General features: G+C 61.2%; 22 protein-coding genes. 12 read left to right on the top strand and 10 right to left on the bottom strand.

The window, feature by feature from the left end; translation table 11 throughout:
- Positions 1-551 precede the first annotated feature (551 nt).
- From B7O88_RS18335 to B7O88_RS15260, 6 genes are all read left to right on the top strand, one after another.
- Positions 552-632, top strand: a complete 81-nt coding sequence (locus B7O88_RS18335; RefSeq protein ID WP_088277195.1) for a potassium-transporting ATPase subunit F — start codon at positions 552-554, stop codon at positions 630-632.
- Between the two features lie 12 nt (positions 633-644).
- Positions 645-2,372, top strand: coding sequence for a potassium-transporting ATPase subunit KdpA (kdpA, locus tag B7O88_RS15240; RefSeq protein ID WP_088277197.1), 1,728 nt, complete (start codon positions 645-647; stop codon positions 2,370-2,372).
- Positions 2,373-2,376: 4 nt separating this feature from the next.
- Complete coding sequence (gene kdpB, locus B7O88_RS15245; RefSeq protein WP_088277199.1) at positions 2,377-4,398, top strand: potassium-transporting ATPase subunit KdpB; 2,022 nt, start codon at positions 2,377-2,379, stop codon at positions 4,396-4,398.
- A 34-nt stretch (positions 4,399-4,432) separates the two neighbouring features.
- Positions 4,433-5,047, top strand: a complete 615-nt coding sequence (kdpC, locus tag B7O88_RS15250; protein ID WP_088277201.1) for a potassium-transporting ATPase subunit KdpC — start codon at positions 4,433-4,435, stop codon at positions 5,045-5,047.
- A gap of 92 nt (positions 5,048-5,139) precedes the next feature.
- The gene (locus B7O88_RS15255) at positions 5,140-7,803 is read left to right on the top strand and encodes a sensor histidine kinase (protein WP_088277203.1); all 2,664 of its coding nucleotides are present in this window, start codon (positions 5,140-5,142) and stop codon (positions 7,801-7,803) included.
- A gap of 56 nt (positions 7,804-7,859) precedes the next feature.
- Positions 7,860-8,504, top strand: a complete 645-nt coding sequence (locus B7O88_RS15260; RefSeq protein ID WP_200818476.1) for a response regulator — start codon at positions 7,860-7,862, stop codon at positions 8,502-8,504.
- Between the two features lie 582 nt (positions 8,505-9,086).
- On the opposite strand, the gene B7O88_RS15265 is transcribed toward B7O88_RS15260, so the two are convergent.
- From B7O88_RS15265 to B7O88_RS15275, 3 genes are all read right to left on the bottom strand, one after another.
- Entirely contained in the window at positions 9,087-10,847 is a 1,761-nt protein-coding gene (locus B7O88_RS15265) for an ATP-binding response regulator (protein ID WP_160003200.1), read from the bottom strand.
- A gap of 167 nt (positions 10,848-11,014) precedes the next feature.
- Positions 11,015-11,635 (bottom strand): response regulator, encoded by a 621-nt coding sequence (locus tag B7O88_RS15270; RefSeq protein WP_088277209.1) that lies wholly within the window; start codon positions 11,633-11,635, stop codon positions 11,015-11,017.
- Between the two features lie 14 nt (positions 11,636-11,649).
- Positions 11,650-12,093 carry a hypothetical protein gene (locus tag B7O88_RS15275; protein ID WP_088277211.1) on the bottom strand — a complete coding sequence of 148 codons (444 nt, stop codon included), beginning with the start codon at positions 12,091-12,093 and terminating at the stop codon, positions 11,650-11,652.
- Positions 12,094-12,455: 362 nt separating this feature from the next.
- Here B7O88_RS15275 and B7O88_RS15280 point away from each other — a divergent pair, with 362 nt between their 5' ends.
- Together B7O88_RS15280 and B7O88_RS15285 are read left to right on the top strand one after the other, a co-directional pair.
- Positions 12,456-12,944: a DUF3015 domain-containing protein gene (locus tag B7O88_RS15280; protein WP_088277213.1), complete on the top strand. Its 489-nt coding sequence runs from the start codon at positions 12,456-12,458 to the stop codon at positions 12,942-12,944.
- Between the two features lie 89 nt (positions 12,945-13,033).
- Entirely contained in the window at positions 13,034-14,890 is a 1,857-nt protein-coding gene (locus B7O88_RS15285; RefSeq protein ID WP_088277215.1) for an Lnb N-terminal periplasmic domain-containing protein, read from the top strand.
- A 27-nt stretch (positions 14,891-14,917) separates the two neighbouring features.
- Here B7O88_RS15285 and B7O88_RS15290 read toward each other — a convergent pair whose 3' ends face one another.
- Positions 14,918-15,352, bottom strand: coding sequence for a nuclear transport factor 2 family protein (locus B7O88_RS15290; RefSeq protein WP_088277217.1), 435 nt, complete (start codon positions 15,350-15,352; stop codon positions 14,918-14,920).
- A gap of 192 nt (positions 15,353-15,544) precedes the next feature.
- Here B7O88_RS15290 and B7O88_RS15295 point away from each other — a divergent pair, with 192 nt between their 5' ends.
- Entirely contained in the window at positions 15,545-16,174 is a 630-nt protein-coding gene (locus B7O88_RS15295; protein WP_088277219.1) for a TetR/AcrR family transcriptional regulator, read from the top strand.
- A gap of 175 nt (positions 16,175-16,349) precedes the next feature.
- The gene (locus B7O88_RS15300; protein WP_088277221.1) at positions 16,350-17,492 is read left to right on the top strand and encodes an HPP family protein; all 1,143 of its coding nucleotides are present in this window, start codon (positions 16,350-16,352) and stop codon (positions 17,490-17,492) included.
- Here B7O88_RS15300 and B7O88_RS15305 read toward each other — a convergent pair.
- Positions 17,489-18,358 (bottom strand): LysR family transcriptional regulator, encoded by an 870-nt coding sequence (locus tag B7O88_RS15305; RefSeq protein WP_088277223.1) that lies wholly within the window; start codon positions 18,356-18,358, stop codon positions 17,489-17,491. The two genes, B7O88_RS15300 and B7O88_RS15305, sit on opposite strands and share 4 nt — an antisense overlap.
- A gap of 189 nt (positions 18,359-18,547) precedes the next feature.
- Here B7O88_RS15305 and B7O88_RS15310 point away from each other — a divergent pair, with 189 nt between their 5' ends.
- Positions 18,548-18,967: a hypothetical protein gene (locus tag B7O88_RS15310; RefSeq protein WP_088277225.1), complete on the top strand. Its 420-nt coding sequence runs from the start codon at positions 18,548-18,550 to the stop codon at positions 18,965-18,967.
- Between the two features lie 146 nt (positions 18,968-19,113).
- A complete protein-coding gene (gene trhP / locus B7O88_RS15315; RefSeq protein WP_088277322.1) occupies positions 19,114-20,397 on the top strand; it encodes a prephenate-dependent tRNA uridine(34) hydroxylase TrhP in 1,284 nt (427 codons plus the stop codon).
- A 36-nt stretch (positions 20,398-20,433) separates the two neighbouring features.
- Here trhP and B7O88_RS15320 read toward each other — a convergent pair whose 3' ends face one another.
- The 5 genes from B7O88_RS15320 to B7O88_RS15340 are packed head-to-tail and all read right to left on the bottom strand — an operon-like array spanning position 20,434 to position 23,978.
- Positions 20,434-20,682, bottom strand: a complete 249-nt coding sequence (locus B7O88_RS15320) for a YdcH family protein (RefSeq protein WP_088277227.1) — start codon at positions 20,680-20,682, stop codon at positions 20,434-20,436.
- A gap of 51 nt (positions 20,683-20,733) precedes the next feature.
- The gene (locus B7O88_RS15325) at positions 20,734-21,456 is read right to left on the bottom strand and encodes an LrgB family protein (RefSeq protein WP_088277229.1); all 723 of its coding nucleotides are present in this window, start codon (positions 21,454-21,456) and stop codon (positions 20,734-20,736) included.
- Positions 21,449-21,799: a CidA/LrgA family protein gene (locus B7O88_RS15330; protein WP_088277231.1), complete on the bottom strand. Its 351-nt coding sequence runs from the start codon at positions 21,797-21,799 to the stop codon at positions 21,449-21,451. Before B7O88_RS15330 ends, B7O88_RS15325 begins: the two co-directional genes overlap by 8 nt.
- The gene (locus B7O88_RS15335) at positions 21,793-22,311 is read right to left on the bottom strand and encodes a DUF934 domain-containing protein (protein WP_088277233.1); all 519 of its coding nucleotides are present in this window, start codon (positions 22,309-22,311) and stop codon (positions 21,793-21,795) included. Before B7O88_RS15335 ends, B7O88_RS15330 begins: the two co-directional genes overlap by 7 nt.
- The gene (locus B7O88_RS15340) at positions 22,308-23,978 is read right to left on the bottom strand and encodes a nitrite/sulfite reductase (RefSeq protein WP_088277235.1); all 1,671 of its coding nucleotides are present in this window, start codon (positions 23,976-23,978) and stop codon (positions 22,308-22,310) included. The genes B7O88_RS15335 and B7O88_RS15340 overlap by 4 nt, the downstream gene beginning before the upstream one ends.
- Positions 23,979-24,309: the final 331 nt, after the last annotated feature.

Below are 24,309 nucleotides of genomic sequence, written 5' to 3' on the forward strand. Positions count from 1 at the left end.
CTTACCAGTAATCAGGCTTCACGATTGCCGGTTTCCTCGGCAACGGAACCTTAGGAGGTAGCTGGTGCGCTGCAAGCTCAGAGCCAGAGATATAGGTTCTCATCCAATCAGAATCACGCCTTAGCGACCCCGGCGGGTTACGCACGATAGCTCCGTCGATCTGACGGTGAGGCAAGATCACACCAAGGCGGATATGCGGGAAGTCGGCGCGTATAGCGGCAAGAGCCGGAGCCAAATCAGTATCGCCGGAACCCTCACAATCGCTGCCCCTGACTAGCGACCTAGAGAGAAATGATTCATAAAAAGGCAATGCCAGAAATAGAAGCAACGAAACCGAGATCAAGAAGCGAGCGTCAACCTATACAGCTCAAGTGATCACCTAACACAGGCCCCGTTCCGGGACTGCGTTAAACAGCGCCCTCCGCGGCCGATTCGGGCTGCTTTTCAATAAACCATACAAAAAATTTACGCCCAGCGACTCTCGCAATCTAGAGCCTTTACCCCTCCCCTTCCTACGCTGACTGCACGACCTAACCGTGGAGTAGTTCGCTATGAGTACCGTGCTGTTGCTGGTGTCACTGGCACTGATTATCTACCTGGGAGCCGTCATGCTCGCACCGGAGAAGTTCTAGGGAGGGGTAGCCATGTTTGAAGTTGCATTAATTTTCGTCCTTGCCTTGGGGCTAGCCTGGCCATTGGGACTCTATATGGCTGGGGTCTTCTCTGGCGAGCCGCATGTCAGCGACCGGCTGTTTGGCCCGCTTGAGCGCATCACATACCGACTCATCGGGGTGAACCCGCTGCAGGGCATGACCTGGAAGACCTATGTTTGGGCTTTGCTTTTTTGCAACCTTGTGCTGGGGGGAGTCGCCTATCTCATCCTGCTGTTCCAGCATCTGTTGCCGATGAACCCCGACAATATCGGCCCTCTGTCGTGGGACCTGGCGCTGCATACAGCGGTGTCCTTCCTCACCAATACCAATCAGCAACATTACTCGGGGCAGGCTCAGTTGAGCTATCTGTCACAAGGCTTCCTTATTGTGACCCTCCAGGTGGTGACCCCAATGACCGGCCTGGCCGCCTGCGTGGCGATATTGCGGGGTATGTTTGGCGGTCGCAACGCAGACAGTGCCAAAGAAGGCGAGCCACGTGACCTCGGCAACTTCTATGTTGACCTTGTACGTGGCGTGCTGCGGGTGGCGCTACCCGTGGCGCTGGTGACGTCATTGCTGCTGACCTGGCAGGGCGTACCGAGCACCTATCAAGGCGCTCAGGTGGCGCAACCATTGGATACTGCGGCCGAGATGCGCGAGCAGGTAATTCCGGTAGGTCCGGTGGCGCCCATGGTGGCGATCAAGCAGCTTGGCACTAACGGTGGAGGCTGGTACGGCCCCAACAGCAGCAATCCGCTGGAAAATCCAACGCCGGTTAGCAACGCCATCGAGACCGTCGCCCTTGTCCTTATTCCGATGTCGATTGTTTTTATGACGGGCTTTCTGCTGCATCGCCGCCGCTTTGCAGTGATGTCGCTGGCGGTCATGGGCGTGATGAGCATTGTCCTTATTGCGGCGACGGTCTACAGCGAAGTGCAACCCAATGCAGCCTTTGCCGGCCTGAGTGCCGATGGCTCCAACATGGAGGGTAAAGAGCTGCGATTTGGCCCCGAACTGTCCGCGCTGTGGGGCACCTTCACCACGCAAACATCGAATGGCTCTGTCAACGCCATGCACGACTCTTTCAACCCTCTCGGTGGCCTAGTAACTCGCGCGGGAATGCTCATCAACGCCATCTGGGGCGGCGTGGGCGTCGGTTTCATAAACTTCATCGTGTACGTCTGGATCGCGGTCTTCCTGTCAGGCTTGATGATTGGCCGCACACCCGAGATTTTTGGCCGCAAGATCGAAACCCGAGAAATTACCGCGCTGGGCGCGTTAATAGTGCTGCCGACCTTTGTGATCCTGGGCCTCACTGCCATTACCGTGGGTGTGCCAGGGCTGGCGCAAAACAGCAACCCGGGCTTCCACGGTATTTCCCAGGTGTTCTATGAATACACCTCAGCCTTTGCCAACAACGGCTCCGGTTTCGAGGGGCTGGGAGACGACACACCCTGGTGGAACCTGACCTGCGTGCTGGCATTGCTGCTCGGCCGCTACCTTCCCATGGTCCTGCCTTTAATGGTTGCCGGCTGGCTTGCCAGCAAGCGTGTGACGCCTGCATCCAATAGCACCCTGCGACTCGAAAGCGTCACCTTTGGCGCCACTCTGATTGCGGTGATTCTGATCCTCAACTTCCTTTCGTTCCTGCCTTCGGCAGTCCTGGGGCCTATTGGTGAAGGCCTTGAGTTGTCCTCCCCGCTTGTGAGTCAGGAGTAAGGTTATGCAAAAACAATCTCCCAACCTGTTGGACAAGACGGTCCTGCGTGCTGCAGCGTGGCTGGCCTTCAAGAAGCTGACGCCAAAAGCAGCAGCAACCAACCCGGTGATGTTTGTTGTGCTGATAGGCACCGTCATCACTGCCTTTTTCACCGTCCAGCGCCTATTTGCCGGCCAGCCCTTCGGGTTTGAATTGACAACCACCCTGTTGTTGCTGTTCACCGTGTGGTTCGCCAACTTTGCCGAATCGGTCGCTGAAGCGCGCGGGCGTGGCCAGGCGGATAGCTTGCGCTCAGCCAAACGCGCGCTCAAAGCCCGGCGCATCAAGAACGGGAATGAAGAGAACGTCGATGCGGATCTTCTGCGTAAGGGTGATCGAGTGCGCGTCGTTCAGGGCGAGTACGTACCCGCCGATGGCGAAATAGTAAAAGGCGTGGCCACCATCAACGAGTCGGCAGTCACCGGTGAGTCGGCGGCTGTACTCCGGGAAGCCGGTGGCGACCATTGTGGCGTGATTGGTGGCACCAAGGTGCTGTCCGGTGAGTTCGAGTTTGAGGTGACTGCAGACCCCGGCCACAGCTTCCTGGACCGCATGATTGGTTTGGTCGAAGGCGCACAGCGTCAGAAAACGCCGAATGAAATGGCTTTGACCGTGCTGCTCGCGGCGCTGACCATGGTCTTTATTCTGGTTGTTGTCACCCTGCCGCCGATGGCGCATTTCATGGGCGTGAGCCTGGACTACACCATGCTGATCGCCCTGCTGGTGTGCCTGATACCCACAACCATCGGTGGGCTCTTGCCCGCCATCGGGATTGCCGGCATGAACCGGGCACTGGCGGCGAATGTGGTGGCCAAGTCCGGCAAAGCCGTGGAAGTCGCGGGGGATGTCGATACATTGCTGCTCGACAAGACCGGCACTATCACCTTCGGTGATCGCCAGGCCACCCGGTTTATGTCGGCAGGCAATACGCCTGTGGTGGATCTGGTCAACGCCGCCGTGTTGACGTCTTATGAAGATCCGACGCCGGAAGGCAAGTCCGTACTGGAGCTGGCGGAACGTGAAGGGTATCGGGTACCCGAGCGCCCGGTCAGCGCAGACTACATCCCCTTTTCCGCAGAGACCCGTTTATCGGGCATTACCCTGGCCGACGGCACCACCTTCGTCAAAGGGGCCAGCGACGCGATCACGGCCTGGGCTGACGCCCGCGACATTCGCATCCCAGACGATCTGAAAGCGCTTGTCAAAGAGGTCGCGCAGAGCGGAGGCACACCGCTGGTCGTCGCCACCGATGCACAGATTCTCGGTGTGATCGCCCTCACCGATGTGATCAAGCCGGGGGTTGCAGAGCGCTTTGCGCGCCTGCGAGCGCTTGGCGTTCGTACCGTCATGGTCACCGGCGACAACCCCGTCACCGCCGGTGTCATCGCGGCGGAAGCCGGTGTGGATGACTTTGTTGCCGAGGCCAAACCCGAAGACAAGCTCAACCTGATCCGCGCTGAACAGGCCAAGGGACGTCTGGTGGCGATGGTCGGTGACGGCACCAACGATGCCCCGGCGCTGGCTCAGGCGGATGTGGGGCTGGCCATGAACTCCGGTACCCAAGCCGCCCGCGAAGCAGGAAACATGGTGGACCTGGATTCCGACCCGGCCAAGCTGCTGGCGGTGGTGGAAGTGGGCAAGCAGCTGTTGATAACCCGAGGCGCGCTGACCACCTTCTCGCTGGCCAATGATGTCGCCAAATATTTCGCCATCATCCCGGCAGTGTTTGCCGGTGCGCTGCCCGCCATTGCCGCGCTGGATTTCATGGGGCTGCACAGCCCGATCAGCGCCGTGCTGGCCGCCTTGATCTTTAACGCGCTCATTATCCCGGCGCTGATTCCGCTGGCCCTGCGCGGAGTGAAGCTACGCCCCATGACGGCGGAAAGGCTGCTGCGCAACAACATGCTTGTCTATGGTTTGGGCGGTGTCGCGCTGCCCTTCGTGGCGATCAAGGTAATCGATGTCCTACTGAGCCTTGTGCTTTAACTGTTTGAGCTGACCCTGAGTTGAGGAATACTCCATGACGACTGATTTGTTCCGTACCCCATCGATATCGAGCCAGCTACTGACGGCGCTGCGTGCCGCCGTACTCTTCCTGGTGCTGTGCGGTCTTGGCTACACCGGCGTTGCCACCTTTCTGGGCGGCCTGCTCTTTCCCCAACAGGCGACGGGTAGTTTGATCGAGCGTAACGGCCAGATTGTTGGCTCTCGCCTTGTCGGCCAAGCGTTTGCAGGCGAGGCGTATTTTTATGGCCGTCCCAGCGCGGCCAACTACGATCCAACCGCGACGGGGGGCAGTAATCTGGCACCCAGCAACCCCGCGTTGCGAGAGCGGGCGATGGGCGACAGTGCGCGGATTCAAGCCAAAGAAGGCGTCAGTGCCGATAACATCCCAGTGGAACTGCTGGCCGCGTCGGGCGCAGGCCTGGATCCCGATATTTCCCCAGCGGCGGCACGCCTTCAGGCTCCCCGTGTAGCCGCCGCTCGGGGCCTGCCAGAACAAGCCGTCCTGGCTGCCATCGAGCAGCAGGTTCAAGGACCTCAATGGGGCCTGTTTGGGCAGACACGGGTGAATGTTCTATTGCTAAACCTCGCGCTTGACGACCTCGCTAATAATGCAAAAGATCATCAATAAGGGTTAAAAACACAGCGACATGCAGATACCCAGCGCATTTACTGCCGTAACAAAGGGCCCGGTAACGACCATGACACGCAGGGGAACGCAGCATGGATGAGCGGTCTGGTCATGCTGACGCGCTGTTGCAGCGCATCAAGGACAAAGAGAGCGGTCGGCTCACGGTCTTTCTCGGTGCGGCACCGGGTGTCGGCAAGACCTACGCCATGCTCAGCGCGGCCCGCGAGCGGCAGCAGGAGGGCGTAAATGTGCTCGTGGGCCTGGTGGAAACCCATGGGCGCAGCGCCACCGAGTCCATGCTGGACAACATGGACGTGTTGCCGCGTACGGCAATCGACTACCACAACACCACCCTGACAGAATTCGACCTGGACGCGGCGCTAGCGCGACATCCGCAACTGATATTGGTGGATGAGCTGGCGCATACCAATGTGCCCGGCAGTCGTCATAAACGCCGGTATCAGGATATTGCCGAGCTGCTCAGTGCCGGGATCGATGTCTACACCACCGTCAACATTCAGCACCTGGCCAGTCTCAACGATCTGGTGCTGCAGATCACCAACGTTCGGGTGCGCGAAACCGTACCGGATCAGTTTGTGGATGATGCTCACGAGATCATTTTCATCGATTTGCCCCCGGCGACCCTGATCGAGCGTTTGCAGCAAGGCAAGATTTACCTCCCGGAGTATGCCCGCTCAGCATTGGATTCCTTCTTTTCCCCGGCCAACCTCACAGCCTTGCGGGAGCTGGCCATGCGCGAAGTGATGGAGCGCGTGGATGCGAAGCTGACCACCGAGTTGCAGGCCGATGCCAACGGGCGGGCTTTCGCCATTCAGGAAAAGCTCCTGGTCCTGGTGAGCCAGAACACCGATCACGAGTATCTGATCCGCATTGCCCGTCACATTGCCGACCGGCGCAAAACGCCCTGGACCGTGGTGTGGGTCGATACAGGGCGCGTAGCCAGCCGCCAGTCTTCGCTGCGCCTGCAGTCGGCCTTTTCACTGGCCCGCGACCTGGGCGCCGAGACGGAGACGCTGCGCGGCCCCAGCACCTACCAGACCATAGTGCCGTTTATCCGGGAGCATCGGATCAACACTGTTCTGGTGGGGGCCGGCAAGCGAGGCCGGTTGCGCTTCTGGCGTAAACGGCTGTATCAGCAGCTGGTCGAGTCCGGCCTGCCCTTGGAAGTCTCAGTCATTCGCCCACCGGACGCCGCCTCCCGTCAACCCGCACAGGCACTGCCCGCCGGCACTGCGCCTTTGGGATCCTGGCGCGCTCACGGCTTTGCCGCCTTGGCGGTGATGGTCGCCACCGCGGTGGCGATTCCTCTGGAGCTAGTGGCCAATACCACGCTGGTGCTGGTGTATGTGCTGGCAGTGATTGCCGCCGCGCTGCGGCATGGCTGGCGGCCTGCGATCACTGCGTCGCTCATGGCGTTTCTGAGCTTCAACTTTTTTTTCACGGACCCGCGCTACACCTTCCATGTCACCCGTCAGGAAGACGTGGCCACACTGTTTTTCTTGCTGGTCATCGCCTTTGCTTGCGGCCCCGCGGCCTCCCGGATTCGTCGGCAATTTATCTTGCTGCGCGACGCCAACCGCTACTCCGAAGCCATGCGGCTGCTGGGGCAACAGCTCTCCATCGCCGAAGACCCCAAGGCTATCTGGCGAGGGATGCAAAAGGTCATTGCGGAATCCTTGCCGGTGGAATGCGTCATCGTGCCTACGCAGGGCGAAGCCTGGCCACGACCGACACGCCCCTTCACGCCCGTCGATCAGGCAGCCATTGACTGGACCACGCGCAATCAGCAAATCTCCGGCCGTTTCAGTGACACATTGAATGCGTCCGAATGGACGTTATTTCCGGTCAGCAAGGACGATCAGTGCATCGCCTGTGCTGCCCTCAAGTTTCCGGACTCAGCCACGATTCTCGCGCCTGGCGACAAGACCCTGATCACGGCCATTGTGAACCAGGGCGCCGACACCTGGCGACGGACACAACTGGTCCGCGAGCTGGAAGCAGCACGCGTCAAAACCGAGGTGGAACAACTGCGCTCAGCGCTGCTGTCGTCGGTTTCCCACGATCTCAAATCACCGTTAGCGGCGATGATGGGCGCGGCCGAGAGTCTGCAGTTGCTGGATCAGCAACTCGAGCCCCAGGATCGGAAGGAGCTGGAGGACACTATCTTGCAGGAGAGTCGTCGCTTGGACAGCTATATCCAGAATCTGCTGGATATGACGCGGCTGGGGTACGGCACACTGAAGATCGAGCGCGACTGGGTGTCGATCGCCGATATCGTAGGCAGCGCATTGTCACGCCTCAAGCGTTACTACCCCGGCGTACAAACCGAGACGCACTTTCCGGACACAGCACCTGTGTTGTATGTGCATGCGGCATTGATTGAACAAGCCCTGTTTAACATTCTGGAGAATGCCGCGCGCTTTACACCCGCCAATGAAAAAATTGACGTTGCCATTAAAACCAGCGACAAGCGCTGTACCATCGCCATCGAAGACCGTGGCCCCGGTATCCCGCAAGCGCTGCGAGAAAAGATCTTTGATATGTTCTTTGTCGTTGCCGACGGCGACAAGAAAAAACAGAACACGGGGATGGGGTTGGCGATCTGTCGAGGCATGATCGGTGCCCATGGTGGCAGCGTGCAGGCGACGGAAGGAACCAAACACCAAGGTACCCGCTTTGTCGTGGAGCTGCCGTTAGATTTGCCGCTCACGGCCTCCCCAAGCGACCAGGAATAACCTAGACCGTGAGTATCAAGATTGTCATTGTGGACGATGAAGCCTCGATCAGGCGCATGTTACGTATCGCCCTGAAAAGCGAAGGTTACGATGTGACCGAAGCAGAAGACGGAGAATCCGGATTGGTCGCGATTGCCCGTCAGCAGCCGGACCTTGTGGTGCTGGACTTAGGGCTGCCAGGTATGGATGGCCACGCCGTGCTGAAAGAACTGCGCACCTGGTCGAAAGCGCCGGTTATCGTACTGTCGGTACGCAGCGGCGACCGGGAAAAAGTTCAGGCCCTGGACGCAGGGGCACAGGATTACGTCACCAAGCCCTTCAGTGTTGAAGAGCTCCTCGCGCGTATTCGCGCCAACGTTCGCGACCACATCAAGCCAGATTCACCCGTGGTACTGGATGACGGCCATCTCCATATCAACCTTGGTAAACGCTGGGTGACGCTGGCCGGCGAAAAAATCGATCTCACCCCCAAAGAATATGCGGTATTGGCCATGCTGGCCCGGTCGCCCAACTGCGTGATCACCCAAACCCAACTGCTGCAGGAGATCTGGGGGCCGCAGCACAAGGAAGATAGTCACTACCTGCGTATCGTGGTCAGCCATTTACGCCAGAAACTGGGTGATGACCCGGCCGAGCCCTTCTACATACGCACCGAAGCCGGTGTGGGATATCGCATGATGATCCAAGAGAGCGCACCCTGAACTGCCCTGCATTATCCTGGGGTGGCGGGACAGAAGTCGCGCCTAGATCCCGATGGAGATGAGATAGGTTAAAGATTGTAAGCATTGAGGCTCATGGGCCTAAAAACCGAGACCCTCGACAAGCAGGTGGATACGGATTCCAAAAGGTATTCCATGGAAAACTTGAACCGAGAAAAACAAATATCTTTCAAAAAGATACAGAACCTGTTCAGATTACCCCGGCCCACCAAATGCAAGTTTTCACATGTACCCACATGACTGAAAACACCCCCTGAAAGCCCGCCCCGTGCGGGCTTTCTTGTATCTACACGCTCCCCGGCAAATCCAAACCGCATTGCGCGTCGTGTATCCCCTGCGTGTCTCCCACGCAAGCTTAAATTGCCGGGCGGGTAAATGAGCACGCTGAAATTGAGCATCGCAGCTTCACCTGTAAGCTGGTCGCCAGCGAATGTTTCGCTGTCTCTTGAGACTGACGCGCCGACCTCCCGAGAGCACCGAATAGATATCGGGGCGTCCCACCAGTTACGAATCTGACAGGCGACTGGTTATGGTCGGCCAAATGTCTGTCAGTTGCCCCCGTGTTCACCTAGCTGCCAAGTGCGCTCCCAACGCCCGGCTGATCGCGTCGTGCAGGCGTGTTGTATCCACCGGCTTGTGCAGCAACAGGGCGCCGGTGCTTTGCGCCTCACGCAGGCGATCGGGGGCGGTATCGCCGGTAATGATAAAGGTGGGCGGCAGGACGCCGAGGCGCTCACGCAGGGCTGCCATCACATCAGCGCCGGTCTGACCGTCACGCAGCCGGTAATCGACAATCAGCAGATCGGGCAATGCGCTGCACACCTGCAGGGCGCTGGCGGCGGAGTCGGCAACCAGGCAGCGGCAGCCCCAGGAAGACAGCAGCTCACTCATTGCCACGCGGATCGCTTCGTCATCATCGACCACCAGCACCGAGACGCCATCGAAATTGGCCAGCGGTCGGACCAGCGCGCGGGTGTCGCTGACGACCCCGCCCTGCTCGACCGGAACGATCAGACGAAATACCGAGCCTTTGCCCGGCACCGATGCCAGCTCCAGCTCGACGCCCAGGGCACTGCATAGTCCCTGAACAATGGCCAACCCCAGGCCAAGCCCTTTGCGTCGGTCACGCTCGGGGTTACCCAGTTGGAAAAATTCCTGAAAGACTGCTTGGCGGTTTTCTTCGGCGATGCCAATGCCGGTATCCCAGACTTCGATATGCGCCATGGCACCGCGCCTGCGACACGCTACCAGCACACCGCCCTGTTCTGTATAACGCAACGCGTTGCTGATCAGGTTACGCAGGATCAGCTCGACCAGTGAAGGATCGGTATCGACGGCCAGTACGGTATCCCGGCAGCGATAGACCAGCCCCTGGGCATCGGCCTGCGGACCAAACTCGCGTTCCAGTTTGCTGAACAACGTCTGCAGCCGGAACCCACAGGGCGCCGGTTCGATCACGCCGGCTTCCAGCCGGGAGTAATCCAGCAAGGTATTGAGCATGTGCCGGGCCGACGCCGACACTGCGGCGGCGTTGTCGAGCATTTCCTGCTGACGGTCATTGATGCCGCTGCGCCCCAACGCCTCCAGAAACAGCCCAAGCGCGTGCAGCGGCTGGCGCAGGTCGTGACTGGCCGCAGCGAGAAAACTGGACTTGGCGCGGTTTGCAGCGACCGCTTCGGAACGGGCCAGCTCACGCTGTTCGGACTCCGCTCGGAGCTGCTCCACCAGTTCCAGGTTGGTGAACTGCAATTGCAGACTGTGCCGGGCGGCCTGTTGCGCGCCGCTGGCGAACATGGTCATGCAGAGCAGGTAGATGAAACACAGACCGCCCAGACCGAGCATCAGCGGATCAGAGCTGAACAGGCTGACAATCATCAGCGGCGCTACCGCTGGATAAATATAGGCGCAGTAAAGCGGCATGCTGGAGGCATTGATGGCAAAGGTGCCCGCTCCGTGGGTAATGATCACCACCATGATCAGTAACAAGGGGATGGGGGAGCTGGCATCCAGAATAAGCAGAGGTAAAACGCCCCAGATGATCCCGGTACTGGCAAATACACCCACGAGCAGCCAGAACCGACGGGACGCGGTCATCGTCCGATGTACGACGTTGCGCAGCAGGACGTAGGTCGCGCCGTTAAGCACCCAGCTGCAGGCCAGCCAGTAAAACCCGGTACGGTCATCGAACAGCCAGTAAAGAGTCAACGCACAGAACAGGCCCAGCATGCTGGCGCCAACAATACCTACGCCGAGCAGGTGTTGGGTAATGAGCTTGGCCTGCTCATTAAACAGGCGCGCCTCGGGCAAGCGCCAAGGGGCAAGCATTTGCCCTGCCAATCCGTCGGACACTGCCACGCCCCTCCCCAAGGTCACGATGACACGCGGCATCACCAAGGCGGCGGCACGCAGTAGTCCGAAATATAGAGCATCATCGTGCCATCACCAACCAGAAACACGGCCGCCCGCAATTACGTATGAGCTGCGCGGTGCGCTCAACGAATTATGCCCCGGACGCGGGCGACTACCGCGGCCTCCGTGCGACTGCTGACGCCCAGAGCGGCCAATATTGCCGAGACGTGGACGCGCACAGTGTTCTCAGCCATGCCCAGCTCTCGGGCAATAGCCTTGTTTGAGCGCCCCTCGGCGAGCAAGCAGAGCACCTCGACCTGCCGCGCGGTCAACGCCGGGGCGCCAGTGCTCACCTCGGTGTTATCCGCATCACTCCAGCTTTGCTCCCCAACGAGCAGCGCGTCGATTGCAGCAGCGATTTGGTAGGCGTCGGCAGCCTTGCTCAGAAAGCCATCAGCCCCCTTTTCCCGTGCCTGGGTGCGCCAGCCGAAGTCATCGTTACCGGACAGCACCAATACCGAGGCTGCCGGAAATTGCCGTCGCAGCAGGGCGATTCCATCCAGGCCATTCAGGCCCGGCATGCACACATCCAGAATGATCAATGCCACATCGGAGCGCTCGATACGTCTGGCTTCGGCAACCGACCCGGCTTCCAGCAGCTCGCCCAGCTGCGGATGCTGCGCCAGCAACATGGCCAGTCCGGCCCGGAACAGCGCATGATCATCAATCAGCAGAGCGCACTTCTGCGCGCTGCTTGTTCCCATTGTCACTAGCTATGTCACTCCTGTGAAATCCTGAACCCGGCATGCTCTTCAAATACGGGTTGATGCAGACCTTGACAGCCGAAGCCACCAGCAATCGAGGTTGCTGGCTCGAAGCGCACCAATCCGTCCTCGACCTCAAGGTAACCATCAACAAAGCGCAAGGTTGCAGAGTTCGTCCATAAGGGGTCCCCGGTGCGACTCCCGATAATAACTATGTGACCACCCTCCAGGCGCCAGCGGCCAACACTGATCACTTCGTCTCCAACCTGGTGGCAGCCGGGCAAACCCGGCATATAACTGCGATAGAACTGGGTCCAGTAGCCATCGGCATGAAACTTCATGTCGGCGTAGACGTAGCCTGGTTGCCCGTACAGCGATACAGAACGGGCCGCGTGCCAATAGCTGCCCGTCAGCTGCGCCTCCAATGAGTCGGCGTGTGCTGCACTGAGGTATACCATCGCTGCACAGGCTGCAGCCAGCCAGGCGCAACGAATCCTGCATGCGCTCATATACCATCCCCCTGGTCCGGATGCCTGCCATGGCCATCGAACATCCTGCAGAAAAGGGTACGTGGTAGCTTCAAGCGAAACCTATAACTCAGATGGACTAGCGTCTGAACCTGATCCCGCGCCTGTCGACTTTAACCTGACGATGGACACCCAGTTATTCGAAGACCAGAGCGGAACCGCTCTGTATCAGGCATCACCGGGCAAATAGGCCAACTCGTTGTCATTAAACGAACGTCATACCGTCAGCAAATTGCAACATAAGCGTCGCGCTGCTAGATTCCACCCACACCCACAAAACGGAAACCTGAGATATGAAACGGATTCTCATCGGTACGCTCTTCGCAGCCGCTTCTTTCAACGCATTTGCAGTTGCACCGGGCGGCCCCGGTTGCGGCTGGGGCAACATGCTGTTCGAAGGCCAGAGCGGTCTGCCTTCCCACCTGGTAGCCTCCATCACGAACGGTACCTCCGGTAACGCCACCTTCGGCATGACCTCCGGTACCAACGGCTGTGATACCAGCGGTCGTCTGGCTTACAACGGCAAACCGATGCTGGTTCTGGGCAGCATCATGAACGAGCTGTCCGAAGACGTCGCTCGCGGTGAAGGCGAAGCGCTGACCACCTACGCCGTCGTTCTGGGCATTCAGCCGGAAGATCGCGACCACTTCGCCGCCGTCACCCACGCCCACTTCAGCGAGATTTTCCCCAGCGCTGATGTCACTGCCGAGCAGGTTCACGCCGCCACCCTGAGCGTCATGCGTCAGGACGCCGTTCTGGCCAAGTACGCCGAACAGGCCTGATCGCCGCAACGCCTGACAGAAGGCCGGAGCGCAAGCCCGGCCTTCTGTTTTTGTGCGTGCCGTGCTGACTCCCTCCAATGAGAGCCTCCATGCTCAGATGTCTGGTTCCCCTGCTGCTCGGCAGCCTCTGCCTGCAGGCGCAGGCCAAACCACAACTCACCCAAGAACAGCGCGATGCCCTGGCCAGTGATCGCTTCTGGCTGACGCTGGGCCACTACCAACCCGCTCGCTGGGGCGGCTGGCGTAGCTATGTAGACGACAACGCCTTTTTCCTCGCCAGCAACGGCGGCGAATCACCCGCAGCCGAGCTGAGCGCGACCCTCGACGGTCTGTATGCCAGCGCTGCACTGGGCAACGACCATGTGCAATGCCGCTATCCCTCACGTACCCGCTGGCTGCGTGAACAGCTGAACCTGAAAGACCTGCCGACACCGAACTGCAGCGAGTACAACGAGTGGTACGAGGACATCGCGCCGCACTCCACCGTGCTGGTGTTTCCGGACGCCTACCTGAACAGCCCGTCATCGATGTTCGGCCACACTCTGCTGCGGATCGACTCACCGGAGACCGCCGGCAGCGGCACCAGCCTGCTGACCTACGCACTCAACTTCGGGGCCATGGTCGAGAACATGGACAACGGCGTGCTCTACGCCTGGAAAGGCCTGGCCGGCGGCTACCCCGGACAGTTCTCGCTGCTGCCCTATCGCGACAAGATCAGCGAATACAGCCGACTGGAAAACCGCGACCTGTGGGAATACCAGCTTGATCTGAGCCCGGAAGAAACCGCGCGCATGGTCGAGCATGTGTGGGAGCTGAGGCAGGTCCGCTTCGACTACTACTTCTTTGACGAGAACTGCTCGTTCCGGCTGCTCGAACTGCTGGAAGTTGCCCGACCTTCGCTGCGCCTGACCGACCAGTTCCCGCTGACCGCCATCCCCGCCGATACCGTGCGTGCGGTGCGCGAGGCCGGGCTGATCACCGAGGTGAACTACCGTCCTGCACGCGAACGCGAGCTGCTGGCCCGCGCCGCGCCCCTGACCGCCGACGAAGCACGATGGGTCACCCGGCTCGCCGGCGACAGCGCCCAACTGCAGAGCAGCACCTTTGCCGCGTTGCCGCGCGAACGTCAGGCACTGATTCAGGAAGCCGCTTACCGGCTGGCGCGCTACGAGGCCAGCGGCAAGGCACGGGACTCGGCCGATGCCGCCAACAGCTACGCCCTGCTGCAGGCCATCAATCGCAACCCGCCACCGGCGCTGAACATAGAGACGCCGACCTATCCGGAGTTTGGGCACGAGTCGCGCACCTGGCAGCTCGCCGCAGGCAGCCGTGAGGACCGCGCCTTCGCCGAATACGGGTTGCGTATGGCCTACCACGATCTGGCGGACAATCTGGCAGGCTTCCCGCTCGGTGCGCAAATCGAGCTGGGGGACATCAGGCTGCGACAGTACGAGGGCAATCACTGGCAGCTGGAACAACTGGAGCTGGTCAACATCCGCTCGCTGACACCCCGCAGCGCACTGCTCAAGCCGTGGTCCTGGCAGGTCGCCACCGGCTGGGAGCGGGTCGCGGGCGAGAACGGCAACCACCGGCTGGTGCCGCACCTCAACGGCGGCGGCGGCTTTGCCTGGCAACCGTGGGACAGTGTGCTCGGCTACAGCCTGGCCACCCTGCGGCTGGAACACCACCGCGACTTCGACGCGCCGCTCAGCGCCGCTGCCGGTTTCAACCTGGGGCTGCTGTGGCGTAACCCGCTCGGCAGTCTGCTGGCAGAAGGCCGCAGCGACTACTTCGATAACGGTGAAGTGCGCCGCAGCCTGGCCCTGGCCCAGCAATGGGAGCTGAGCCGCAACCTGGGGCTGCGCCTGCAGGCCTCACGCGAGTTCAGCCAGTTCAGCGCACCGCAGACGGAGTTCGCCCTGCAGCTGCGCTGGTATCACTACTGAGTGCGCGGGGCCATAGGCCCCGCCGACTCACGCCCTCGCCTTGGCTGCCGCCAGATAGCTGGCCAGACGACTGCCCATCTCCTGCCCCAGCGCCTGCAAACCGCTCATCGGCCGTACCATCACTTCAAACTCGACAATCTTGCCGGCCTCGTTGAAGCGCACCATATCGATGCCCTTGAGCTGACGACCGTTCACCTCGGCGCTGAACTCAAGCACCACATTCAAGCCATCGGCCGTGGCCAACTGGCGGTGATAGGTAAAGTTCTCGAACACCTGCAGCACCGTGCCGAGGATCGTCGCCACCACGTCGGCGCCCGGATACGGCGAATGCGCCATGGGCGAGCGAAACACCGCGCCGGCATCCAGCAGGCTGGGCAGATCGCTCAGGTCATTGCGCTCAACCATCCGGTGCCAATGCTCAAGGCTGGCCGCCGCTGCGAGTTGGAGTTGCAGTTCAGACATGGAGTTCTCCTTTGGCGCCGGCACCACACCAGCAAACTTATCATTGTTAAGATCGAGCCAAAAAATAACCGGCAACTTGCCAGTGCAAGTACCGGTGAATGGGCACGTTACGACGCAATCTTAACAACGTCAAGATGACGCCATGCTAGGATGCGCCCACAGCGTCATCACCGCAGCAGAGATATCGGCTCCATGGCAAAACCCGCAAACCGCTCCCGCGACGCCTACCACGTCGGCAATCTGGCCCCGCAACTGCTGGCCGCGGCCCGCACGCTGCTGGAAGAGGTCGGCCCGACCAAGTTGTCGCTACGTGCGGTATCAGAGCGCGTTGGTGTCAGCGCGACAGCGGCCTATCACCACTTCCAGAACCGCAACGAACTGATAAGCCATCTTGCCGCGCAGGGCTTTGCAGAGCTGGCAGCGGCGCTGCAACGCGCCTGCAGCAACGGCTCAGGGCTCGACAGAGTGCGCGCCGGCAGCCTCGCCTACCTGCACTTTGCTCGCAGCAATCCGGCGCTGTACCAATTGATGTTTGGCCCGGAGTTCACCGACGAAGCCCTGATTCCGGCACTCCAGCGCGAACGGCTGGCGGCCTTTGGCGAGCTCAAGCGCATGGTGGCCGAGACCCTTGGGCAAGCATTGGACAGCTCTGACGTACGCAAGGCGTCTGTCGCCGCCTGGTCCTACATCCACGGACTGACCTCGCTGGTCATACACGGACTGCTGCCGGGCGCCGCAGACAACAGCGACGAGCACTTTGTCGAGCGCACACTCGAAGGCTTTGCTGCGCTGGCAATCAGCTGCACTACGCCAATCAAATAAAAATTATCGAATTCAAGCTCAATTATTATTGATTTGTCTTTAGGCAAGCCGCGCCGCACACTCGTGCCCGCTTGCCTGCCAGCGCCCGAAACCGAACCGCGGCTCCCCTGCTGCTCTGGTTGCGGCGCTGGCCAGCCGGCCTTTCACACTGCCCTGCTGCCTGAAGCCCACGACCATGAATAACCACACCCAAGTCTCCCTGCCCGCCAGTCGGCAGGGCTCGCCGCTGCTCGGCGGCCAACTCTCGACTCATCCGCGTGAAATGCTGCGCGCAACCCTGGGCGCAGCCCTGGGCCTTAGCCTGAGTGTGTGGCTCTGCCAACAGGTATTCGGTACGGCGGTGGCGACCCTGCTGATCGGCCCGGTTGGCGCTTCTGCCATCCTGTTGTTTGCCGTACCATCCGGTGCGTTGGCCCAGCCATGGTCAATTCTCGGCGGCTACCTGACCTCAGCCGTGGTGGCCACCGCCGTTGCCCAGCTGGGCGGGCACAGCCTGCCGATGGCATCGCTTGCTGTAGGACTGTCAGTGCTGGCGATGTTCCTGCTGCGCTGCCTGCATCCGCCCGGGGGCGCTGTGGCTCTATGCGTAGTACTGGCAGGGCCGGCACTGCAGGCGCTAGGCGAAAGGGCCATTCTGCCGGTGATGCTCAACGCCCTGTCGCTGCTGACCATGGCGGTGCTCTACAACAACCTCACCGGGTTACGTTATCCCAAACGCCCAGCACCGCAGATCAACATGCACCCTGCTGCTGACAGTACTCCCGCGCTATCCAGCGGCATTACCACGGAGGACCTGGACAAGGCACTGGAGGGATTCGGCGGCTTTGTCGACCTGACCCGTGAGGACCTCGGCCAACTGATTGAAAAGGCAGAGCAGGCGGCGATGCGCAGACGAGTCGGTGCCGTGCAGGCTGCCGATATCATGACCCGGGAGCTGCACTTGATCAGCCCGGAAACCACCGTGCGTGATGCGCTCGACCTGCTCGGAGCAATGCGTTTGAAGGTACTGCCGGTTACCGACGCCGAGCAGCGCCTGGTAGGTGTCGTGACGCTGGTTGATCTGGCCAGCGTGCTGGATCGCAGGCGTCTCCGGCTGGTGCGCCGCAGGCCCAACGATCGCACGCCGGTCAGCGAAATCATGACCGCGCAAGTTACCGCGGTCGCAGCGCAGGCACCGATAGGCGATCTGGTACCACTACTGTCCGAACGCGGTCTGCATGCTCTGCCGGTGCTTGACGGAGACAGACTGGTGGGCCTGGTCACCCAGACTGACCTGATAGGCGCATTGCAACGTGGTCTTTGTGGCCAACGCGGCTAGGCCGCTGATACCGGATTCCAGCGCTGCGACCAGTCGTGGTCGCCGCGTGCCGCCTCGCGCAACAGGTCCAGAGCCTGCTGAAGACTGTCGCTGTCGCGCTCGCGTGAATAAACCAGCCAGGTCGGAAAACTGAATTCTGGTGCCTGCGGGACGCGCACAAGGGCGCCGCTATCCAGATAACTCTGCACCACCCGAGTGCGAAAATACCCGGCACCACCGTAGCTGAGCAGATACTGCAGCGCCAAAGGCCCCAGGTTGAAACTCAGCTCGGCGCGCGCCCGTTCCGGCAAGGCTCGATCGTGCTGTTGCCGAAAGGCGTCACCCCAATCGATATAAATGTAGGGCTCGGGGTTACTCGGCAGACAAACCTGTATCAGCTTCTCTTCCAGCAGCTCCTCTACCTGCAGCCCGGGCCAATAGGTCGGCTGAAAAACCAGAGCGGCGTCGAGCGCGCCCTGCTCCAGCTTGCGCTGCAATTGCCCACCATCGCCCACCTCTGCCCGGACAGCCTGACTGCCCAGGCGCCGACGCAGCAGACTGACCCAATGCAACATCAACGGATTGCACAGGCTCGGCTCTGCCCCCACATGCAAGACGTTGTCGATACCGCAGAGCAGCGGCAGGTCACGCTGGGCCGCCTCCCAGGCCTGCACCATGCGATTGGCGTAGGCAACGAACTGCTCACCGTCGGGAGTCAGGCGCGCGCCCCCACGGTTGCGCACAAACAGCGTGCAGTTGAGTTGCGACTCCAGGCTCTGGATACGGGCGGTGACCGCAGCCTGGGTCACATGCAGTTGCTCTGCAGCCGCCACCAGACTGCCGCTGCGGACGATTTCCAGAAAAGTACGGGCCAGGCTGATATCCATATGCGACTCTTGTATGTTCGACATGCGAAGGCTGAAGCAGCCCAAGATTGTCCTCCATCAGCGGGCCAGCGCCAACCGGCCGGAAGTGTCAATAAAGCGGCCAAGAGCCGAACATAAAAAATATTTGCCATTTTCTTGCCATTGCACGCCTCGGGCGAGAGACTGAAAAGCCCAACCAAGGAGGACAGCATGAAGATTCCACTACGGACTACTCTCAGCGCAGCCGTACTTGCGACCACCCTCGGCGTAATGCCGACGACAGCCAGCGCCAGCGATCTCGGCTACGGTGTCGGTATCAGCTATGTATTCGGCCAGGGTCTGGCAGTCGGGATAAAGGCCTTCGCTGACGACGAGGCCAACGAAGGTACGGTCGGCATTGGTATGGACTATGTGTTCAGCAACAGCGGATTGCGCCCGAATGTCGGCATTGGCTACCTCGGCGACGGCTATTATGGCGATCTGAACCTGGGCTACAACCTGGGTATAGGCCAATTCGACCTCGGCGTTGGTGCCGGCTGGTCCGATGCCGACGACAAGTCGAATAACCGCCCGGCGGCATCCCCGGATATCCAGCCTCCGCCACCCCCGCCGCCCCAGCAACCCGGCTGATGCGATGTTGCAGAGGTCGTCGACACGACCTCTGCCCTGCTTCACAAAAACCCGTCTTATCTGTCCTCAGCTGACCCCGATCAATAACCGCACTCCGGCGCTCGGCTAAGCTCGCCGACTTTCTGTCGACCATGCGGTACATCATCATGCCCAACGCTCCCGAACTTCTGGCCCCGGCCGGCACCCTCAAGGCCATGCGCTATGCCTTTGCCTACGGCGCCGACGCGGTGTATGCCGGCCAGCCGCGCTACAGCCTGCGCGTGCGCGAAAACGATTTCCACGATCCCGAGGTCCTGGCAGCCGGCATTCAGGAAGCCCATGCACAAGGCAAAAAATTCTATCTGGCCAGCAATATCGCCGCCCATAACAGCAAGGTAGCAACCTATCTGCGCGACCTCGAACCGGTAGTGGCCATGGGGCCGGACGCGCTGATCATGTCGGACCCGGGGCTGATCATGCTGGTGCGCGAGCGCTGGCCGGAGCTGCCGGTGCACCTCTCGGTCCAGGCCAACGCGGTGAACTGGGCGACGGTCAAGTTCTGGCAGCAGCTGGGGCTGGAGCGCATCATTCTGTCGCGCGAGCTGTCGCTGGAAGAGGTCGAGGAAATCCGCCAGCGCTGCCCGGATGTTGGCCTTGAGGTGTTCGTGCACGGCGCGCTGTGCATCGCCTACTCCGGGCGCTGCCTGCTGTCCGGCTACTTCAACCACCGCGACGCCAACCAGGGCGCGTGCACCAACGCCTGCCGCTGGCAGTACGACGTAAAACCCGCGGTCGAAACTGCCGAAGGCAATATCGAGCCAGTCGCACAGCCGGTGCAGATCATCACCCAGCACGACAAGCCCGAGGAGCCGATGGCAATCGAGGAAGACGAGCACGGCACCTACATCATGAACTCCAAAGACCTGCGCGCGGTGCAGCACGTCGAGCGCTTTGTGCAGATAGGCGTGGATTCGCTGAAGATCGAGGGCCGAACCAAGTCACACTTCTACGTCGCCCGCACGGTGCAGGTCTACCGCCAGGCCATCGATGACGCAGTGGCCGGTCGCCCATTCAACCTCGGCCTGATGGACGATCTGGAGAGCTTGGCCAACCGTGGCTACACAGAAGGCTTCTACCGCCGTCACCCACCCGGGGTGTATCAGAACTACGAACAGGGCGCCTCACGCATGAGTCGGCATCAGTTCGTCGGTGAACTGGCCGGGGAAAATGGCGACTGGATCGAAATCGAGGTGAAAAATCGTTTCGCCATCGGCGACCAGCTGGAGCTGATGACCCCGCAGGGCAACCACAGCTTTGTGCTGGAAGCCCTGCAGGACCGTAACGGCAACGCCGTTGAGGTGGCACCGGGGAACGGCCACCGGGTGCGTATTCCGCGGCCGCCGCTGGCCGATCTGCGGTACGCGTTGCTGATGCGCTGGCTCGCGGCCTGAAGCAGTCTGGTCCGCCAGCAAGCGGCGTGCGCCTGATCAGTCGCGCGCCGCTTTCAACAGGAGGCCGTACAGTTGATCCTTGAGATGGGCACGCTGCTTTTTCATCTGCTGAAAGGTGGTGTCTTCCACCGGGGATTCACGCTTCTCCAGCCGCATGATCTCACGATCCAGACCGGCATACTCGTGCAACAGTTCTTTGAAGTGGGCATCCGCCTCGGCCAGTTGGTCAATCAGATCGCTGTACTGGGGAAACTCCCCATGCAACTCGTGGTTCGCAATACCCATCGCCTACGCCTCCGTTGATTGATCGGAACACTCCTGATGAGCCTAGTCGATTCAGCTCAAAGCGCCCAACCAGTGCCAGCCGATCACGGCAGCCGGGAGCAGTAATGCGGTCAGCACACCCAGCGCGCCCATCGCCAGCGCAGAAAAGGCCGCACATTCATCGCCCTCCTCCAACGCTCGGACCGTGCCCACCGCATGCGCATTCATGCCGTAGGCCATGCCTCGCGCCGCCGGGTGATTGACCCCGGCGAGCTTCAGCAACAGCGGCAACATGACGGTGCCCAATACACCGGTCAACATCACCAGCACGGCGGCCAGCGCCGCCAGCCCGCCCAGTTGCTCGGCCAGCGGCATGGCAATCGGCATGGTCACCGATTTGGTCGCCAGGGTCATCAGCACCGGCAGGTCTGCTCCCAGTAACCAGGCGGCCAGCAAGGTCAACACCACGCTGGCGCTCCCACCGACCAGCAGTGTCACCAGCACCGGCCAGATATTGGCGCGAATACGCCGCAAATTCCGATACAGGGGCACCGCCAGCGCGACCGTGGTGGGCCCGAGCAACCAGGCGATGGGCACAACAGCTTCACGGTAGGCGGCATAATCCAGCTGCAACAGGCGGATACCGGCAATGATCAGCAGCATGGTGATCAATACCGGCTGCAGCACCAGCCAGCCGGTGCGTCGGTAGAGCCACAGCGCAAACACAAAAGCTGCCAGCGTCAGCGCGATGGCGGTCAGTGGCGCATGGACTAGCTGCAGCAGCGCGTCAGTCATCCTCCCGCCTCCCGGTCATGAGCCGCTGCATCAGTACGCCGCACAGCGGAATGCACAGCAACAGCGACACGACCAACCCCGCGCCAATCGCAGGCAGTTGCGCCAGCAGCACATCACCGCCGAGCAGAATACCGGTCGCCGGAATCGCCAGCATCAGCGGCAGGTAACCCAGCAGCGCAGCGCTGGCCTGCTCCAGCCACTCAGGAATCCGACCCAGCAGCACCAGCAACGCCAACAGCAGCAGCAAGCCGATGACCGGCGCGGGCAGCATCGGCAACCAGACAGCCTGCAGCAACGCACCAATCGCCTGCATCACCACCAGCAAGAGCAGCCCCTTCAGCATTCGCTGGCCCGCCGACGAAACAGCGGCCGCGGCTCAATCGCCGAGCGCCCATAGAGCACGCTCATGCCGTTCAGCCCCTTGATGGCATCCTCGGCCGACTTGTCTTCGCGCACGGCAAAGGCATCAAAGCCGCACTGGCGCATGTGGCTGAGCTGATCACGCAGCACATCCCCCACCGCGCGCAGCTCGCCGGTCCAGCCGATGCGGGTCCGCAGCAGGTAAGCCTGGCTGTAGCCACGGCCGTCGCGAAAGCTCGGGAACAGCACGGCAATCAGCGGCAGTACCGCCAGATAGGGCTGCAGCCGCTCGGCCTCGTCATCGGGTTGCAGGCAGACCGCGTCCGCGCTGGGTTCTTGCCCGCTCAACACCGACTCCGGCTGGCACTGCAGCCATGCGGTCAGGCTGAGAATCCGGGGACCATCGGCGGGCTCCTCTCCGGTCAGCGCCAGCGTCCACAGGTCCTCATTCACCCGTTCAGGCCCATGCTCGGTGAGACGTATCAGATTGTTCATGCGCGCACCTCCTGCGCCGGATACACCCGCGCCTTGAACGGGGCAAGACCGACACGCGCGACGGTATCGACAAAGCGCTCCGTGCCCTGCCGCTGCTCGCGGTACACCTCGGCCAGTTGAGCAATCACCTCGGGCACGTCCTCGGCACTGAAGGCAGGGCCAATGACCTTGCCCAGCGCGCTCAGCTTGCCCTGCGCCCCACCAATGGTGAGCTGGTACCACTCGCTGCCGTTTTTATCGACGCCAAGAATGCCGATATTGCCAATGTGATGATGACCACAGGCGTTCATGCAGCCGGAAATATTCAGGCTGATCTCGCCCAGATCCTGCAGCAGCTCGAGGTCGGCAAAACGCTGCTGAATGGCCTGCGCCACCGGAATGGACTTGGCGTTGGCCAGCGAACAGTAGTCGCCGCCGGGGCAAGCAATCACGTCGGTCAGCAGGCCGATATTGGCTGTCGCCAGGCCGAACTCGCAGGCCTGCTGCCAGAGCGCGTACAGGTCTGCCTTGGCGACATCCGGCAGCACCAGATTCTGTTCGTGGGCGACCCGAATCTCGCCGAAGCCGAAGCGGTCGGCCATCAGCGCCACCTGCTCCATCTGTTCGGCAGTCACGTCACCGGGCGGCATGTCGGCGCCGGGCTTGGTCGACAGCGTGACCGACACGTAGCCCGGCTGCTTGTGTGCGTGGGTGTTGCGCTGCACCCAGCGGGCAAACCCGGCGTCGCGCGCCAGCGCGCTGCCAAATTCCAGATCCACCGCTGGCTGTGGCGGGTAGCTCGGCGGCCGAAAGCTGGCGGCGACGCGCTCATACTCGGCGCGGGTCAGCTCGGCGGGGCCATCCTTGATGTGCTGCCATTCGGCCTCGACCTCGCGGGCAAAAGCGTCGATGCCCAGCGCCTTGACCAGAATCTTGATGCGCGCCTTGTACTTGTTGTCCCGGCGGCCGTGGCGGTTATAGACCCTCAGCACCGCCTCGACGTAGGACAACAGATGCTGCCAGGGCAGCGCCCGACGGATCGGCTGCGACAGAATCGGCGTACGCCCCAGGCCGCCACCGACCATGACGTCGAACAGCATCTCATCCGCGGCATCCCGGTACAGATAGAGCCCGATGTCGTGCATCATCACCGCCGCACGGTCTTCACTGGCCGAGCACAGGGCAATCTTGAACTTGCGCGGCAGGTAGAGAAACTCCGGATTGATCGTCGACCACTGGCGCAGAATCTCGGCCAGCGGCCGCGGGTCGAGCACCTCATCGGCAGCCACCCCGGCAAAGGCGTCGGTGCTGATATTGCGCACACAGTTGCCGGAGGTCTGAATCGCGTGCATGTCGACCGCCGCCAGCCGGGCCAGAATGTCGCCCACCTGCTCCAGCTCGATCCAGTTGAACTGAATGTTCTGACGCGTGGTGAAGTGGCCGTAGCCGCGGTCAAAGTCGCGGGCAACACTCGCCAGCGCGCGCAGCTGATCGGCCGACAGCGTGCCATAGGGTATGGCGACTCGCAGCATGTAGGCATGGCGTTGCAGGTAGAGACCGTTCTGCAGGCGCAGCGGCAAAAACTCCTCCTCACTCAGTTCGCCGCTCAGGCGCCGGCTGATCTGATCACGAAACTGGGCGACCCGCTCGGCAACCAGTGCCCGGTCATACTCATCGTAGTGGTACATGCTCACCTCTCGGCAGGCGGCAGTTCCCGCAAACAGCAGGCCTCCCGCACAAGATCATCAAGGCGGCCACTATGCGCAGGCAGCCTGAGCCGTACCAGCCTCAGATCCGGCAAAAAAAACCGTATCAGTTGTACTGAAAGCGCTGTTTTTCTTAGAGCGCAAGGCAACACCGCATGCGGTTGCAGTGCGGCTGTTGACCAAATACTTGAAGGATTGAGTGTGCACTGGGTTTCGTCCCGTTTACGCGGGCGAGTAGCGCAGGTTTGGCGGGAAGAAGAGCGGCAGCCTGTCTGAGGCTCGCAGAGCCGAGTTCTGCCGATCCCCGTCAAAC

Source organism: Halopseudomonas aestusnigri (genome assembly GCF_002197985.1).
GTDB classification, from domain to species: Bacteria; Pseudomonadota; Gammaproteobacteria; order Pseudomonadales; family Pseudomonadaceae; genus Halopseudomonas; species Halopseudomonas aestusnigri.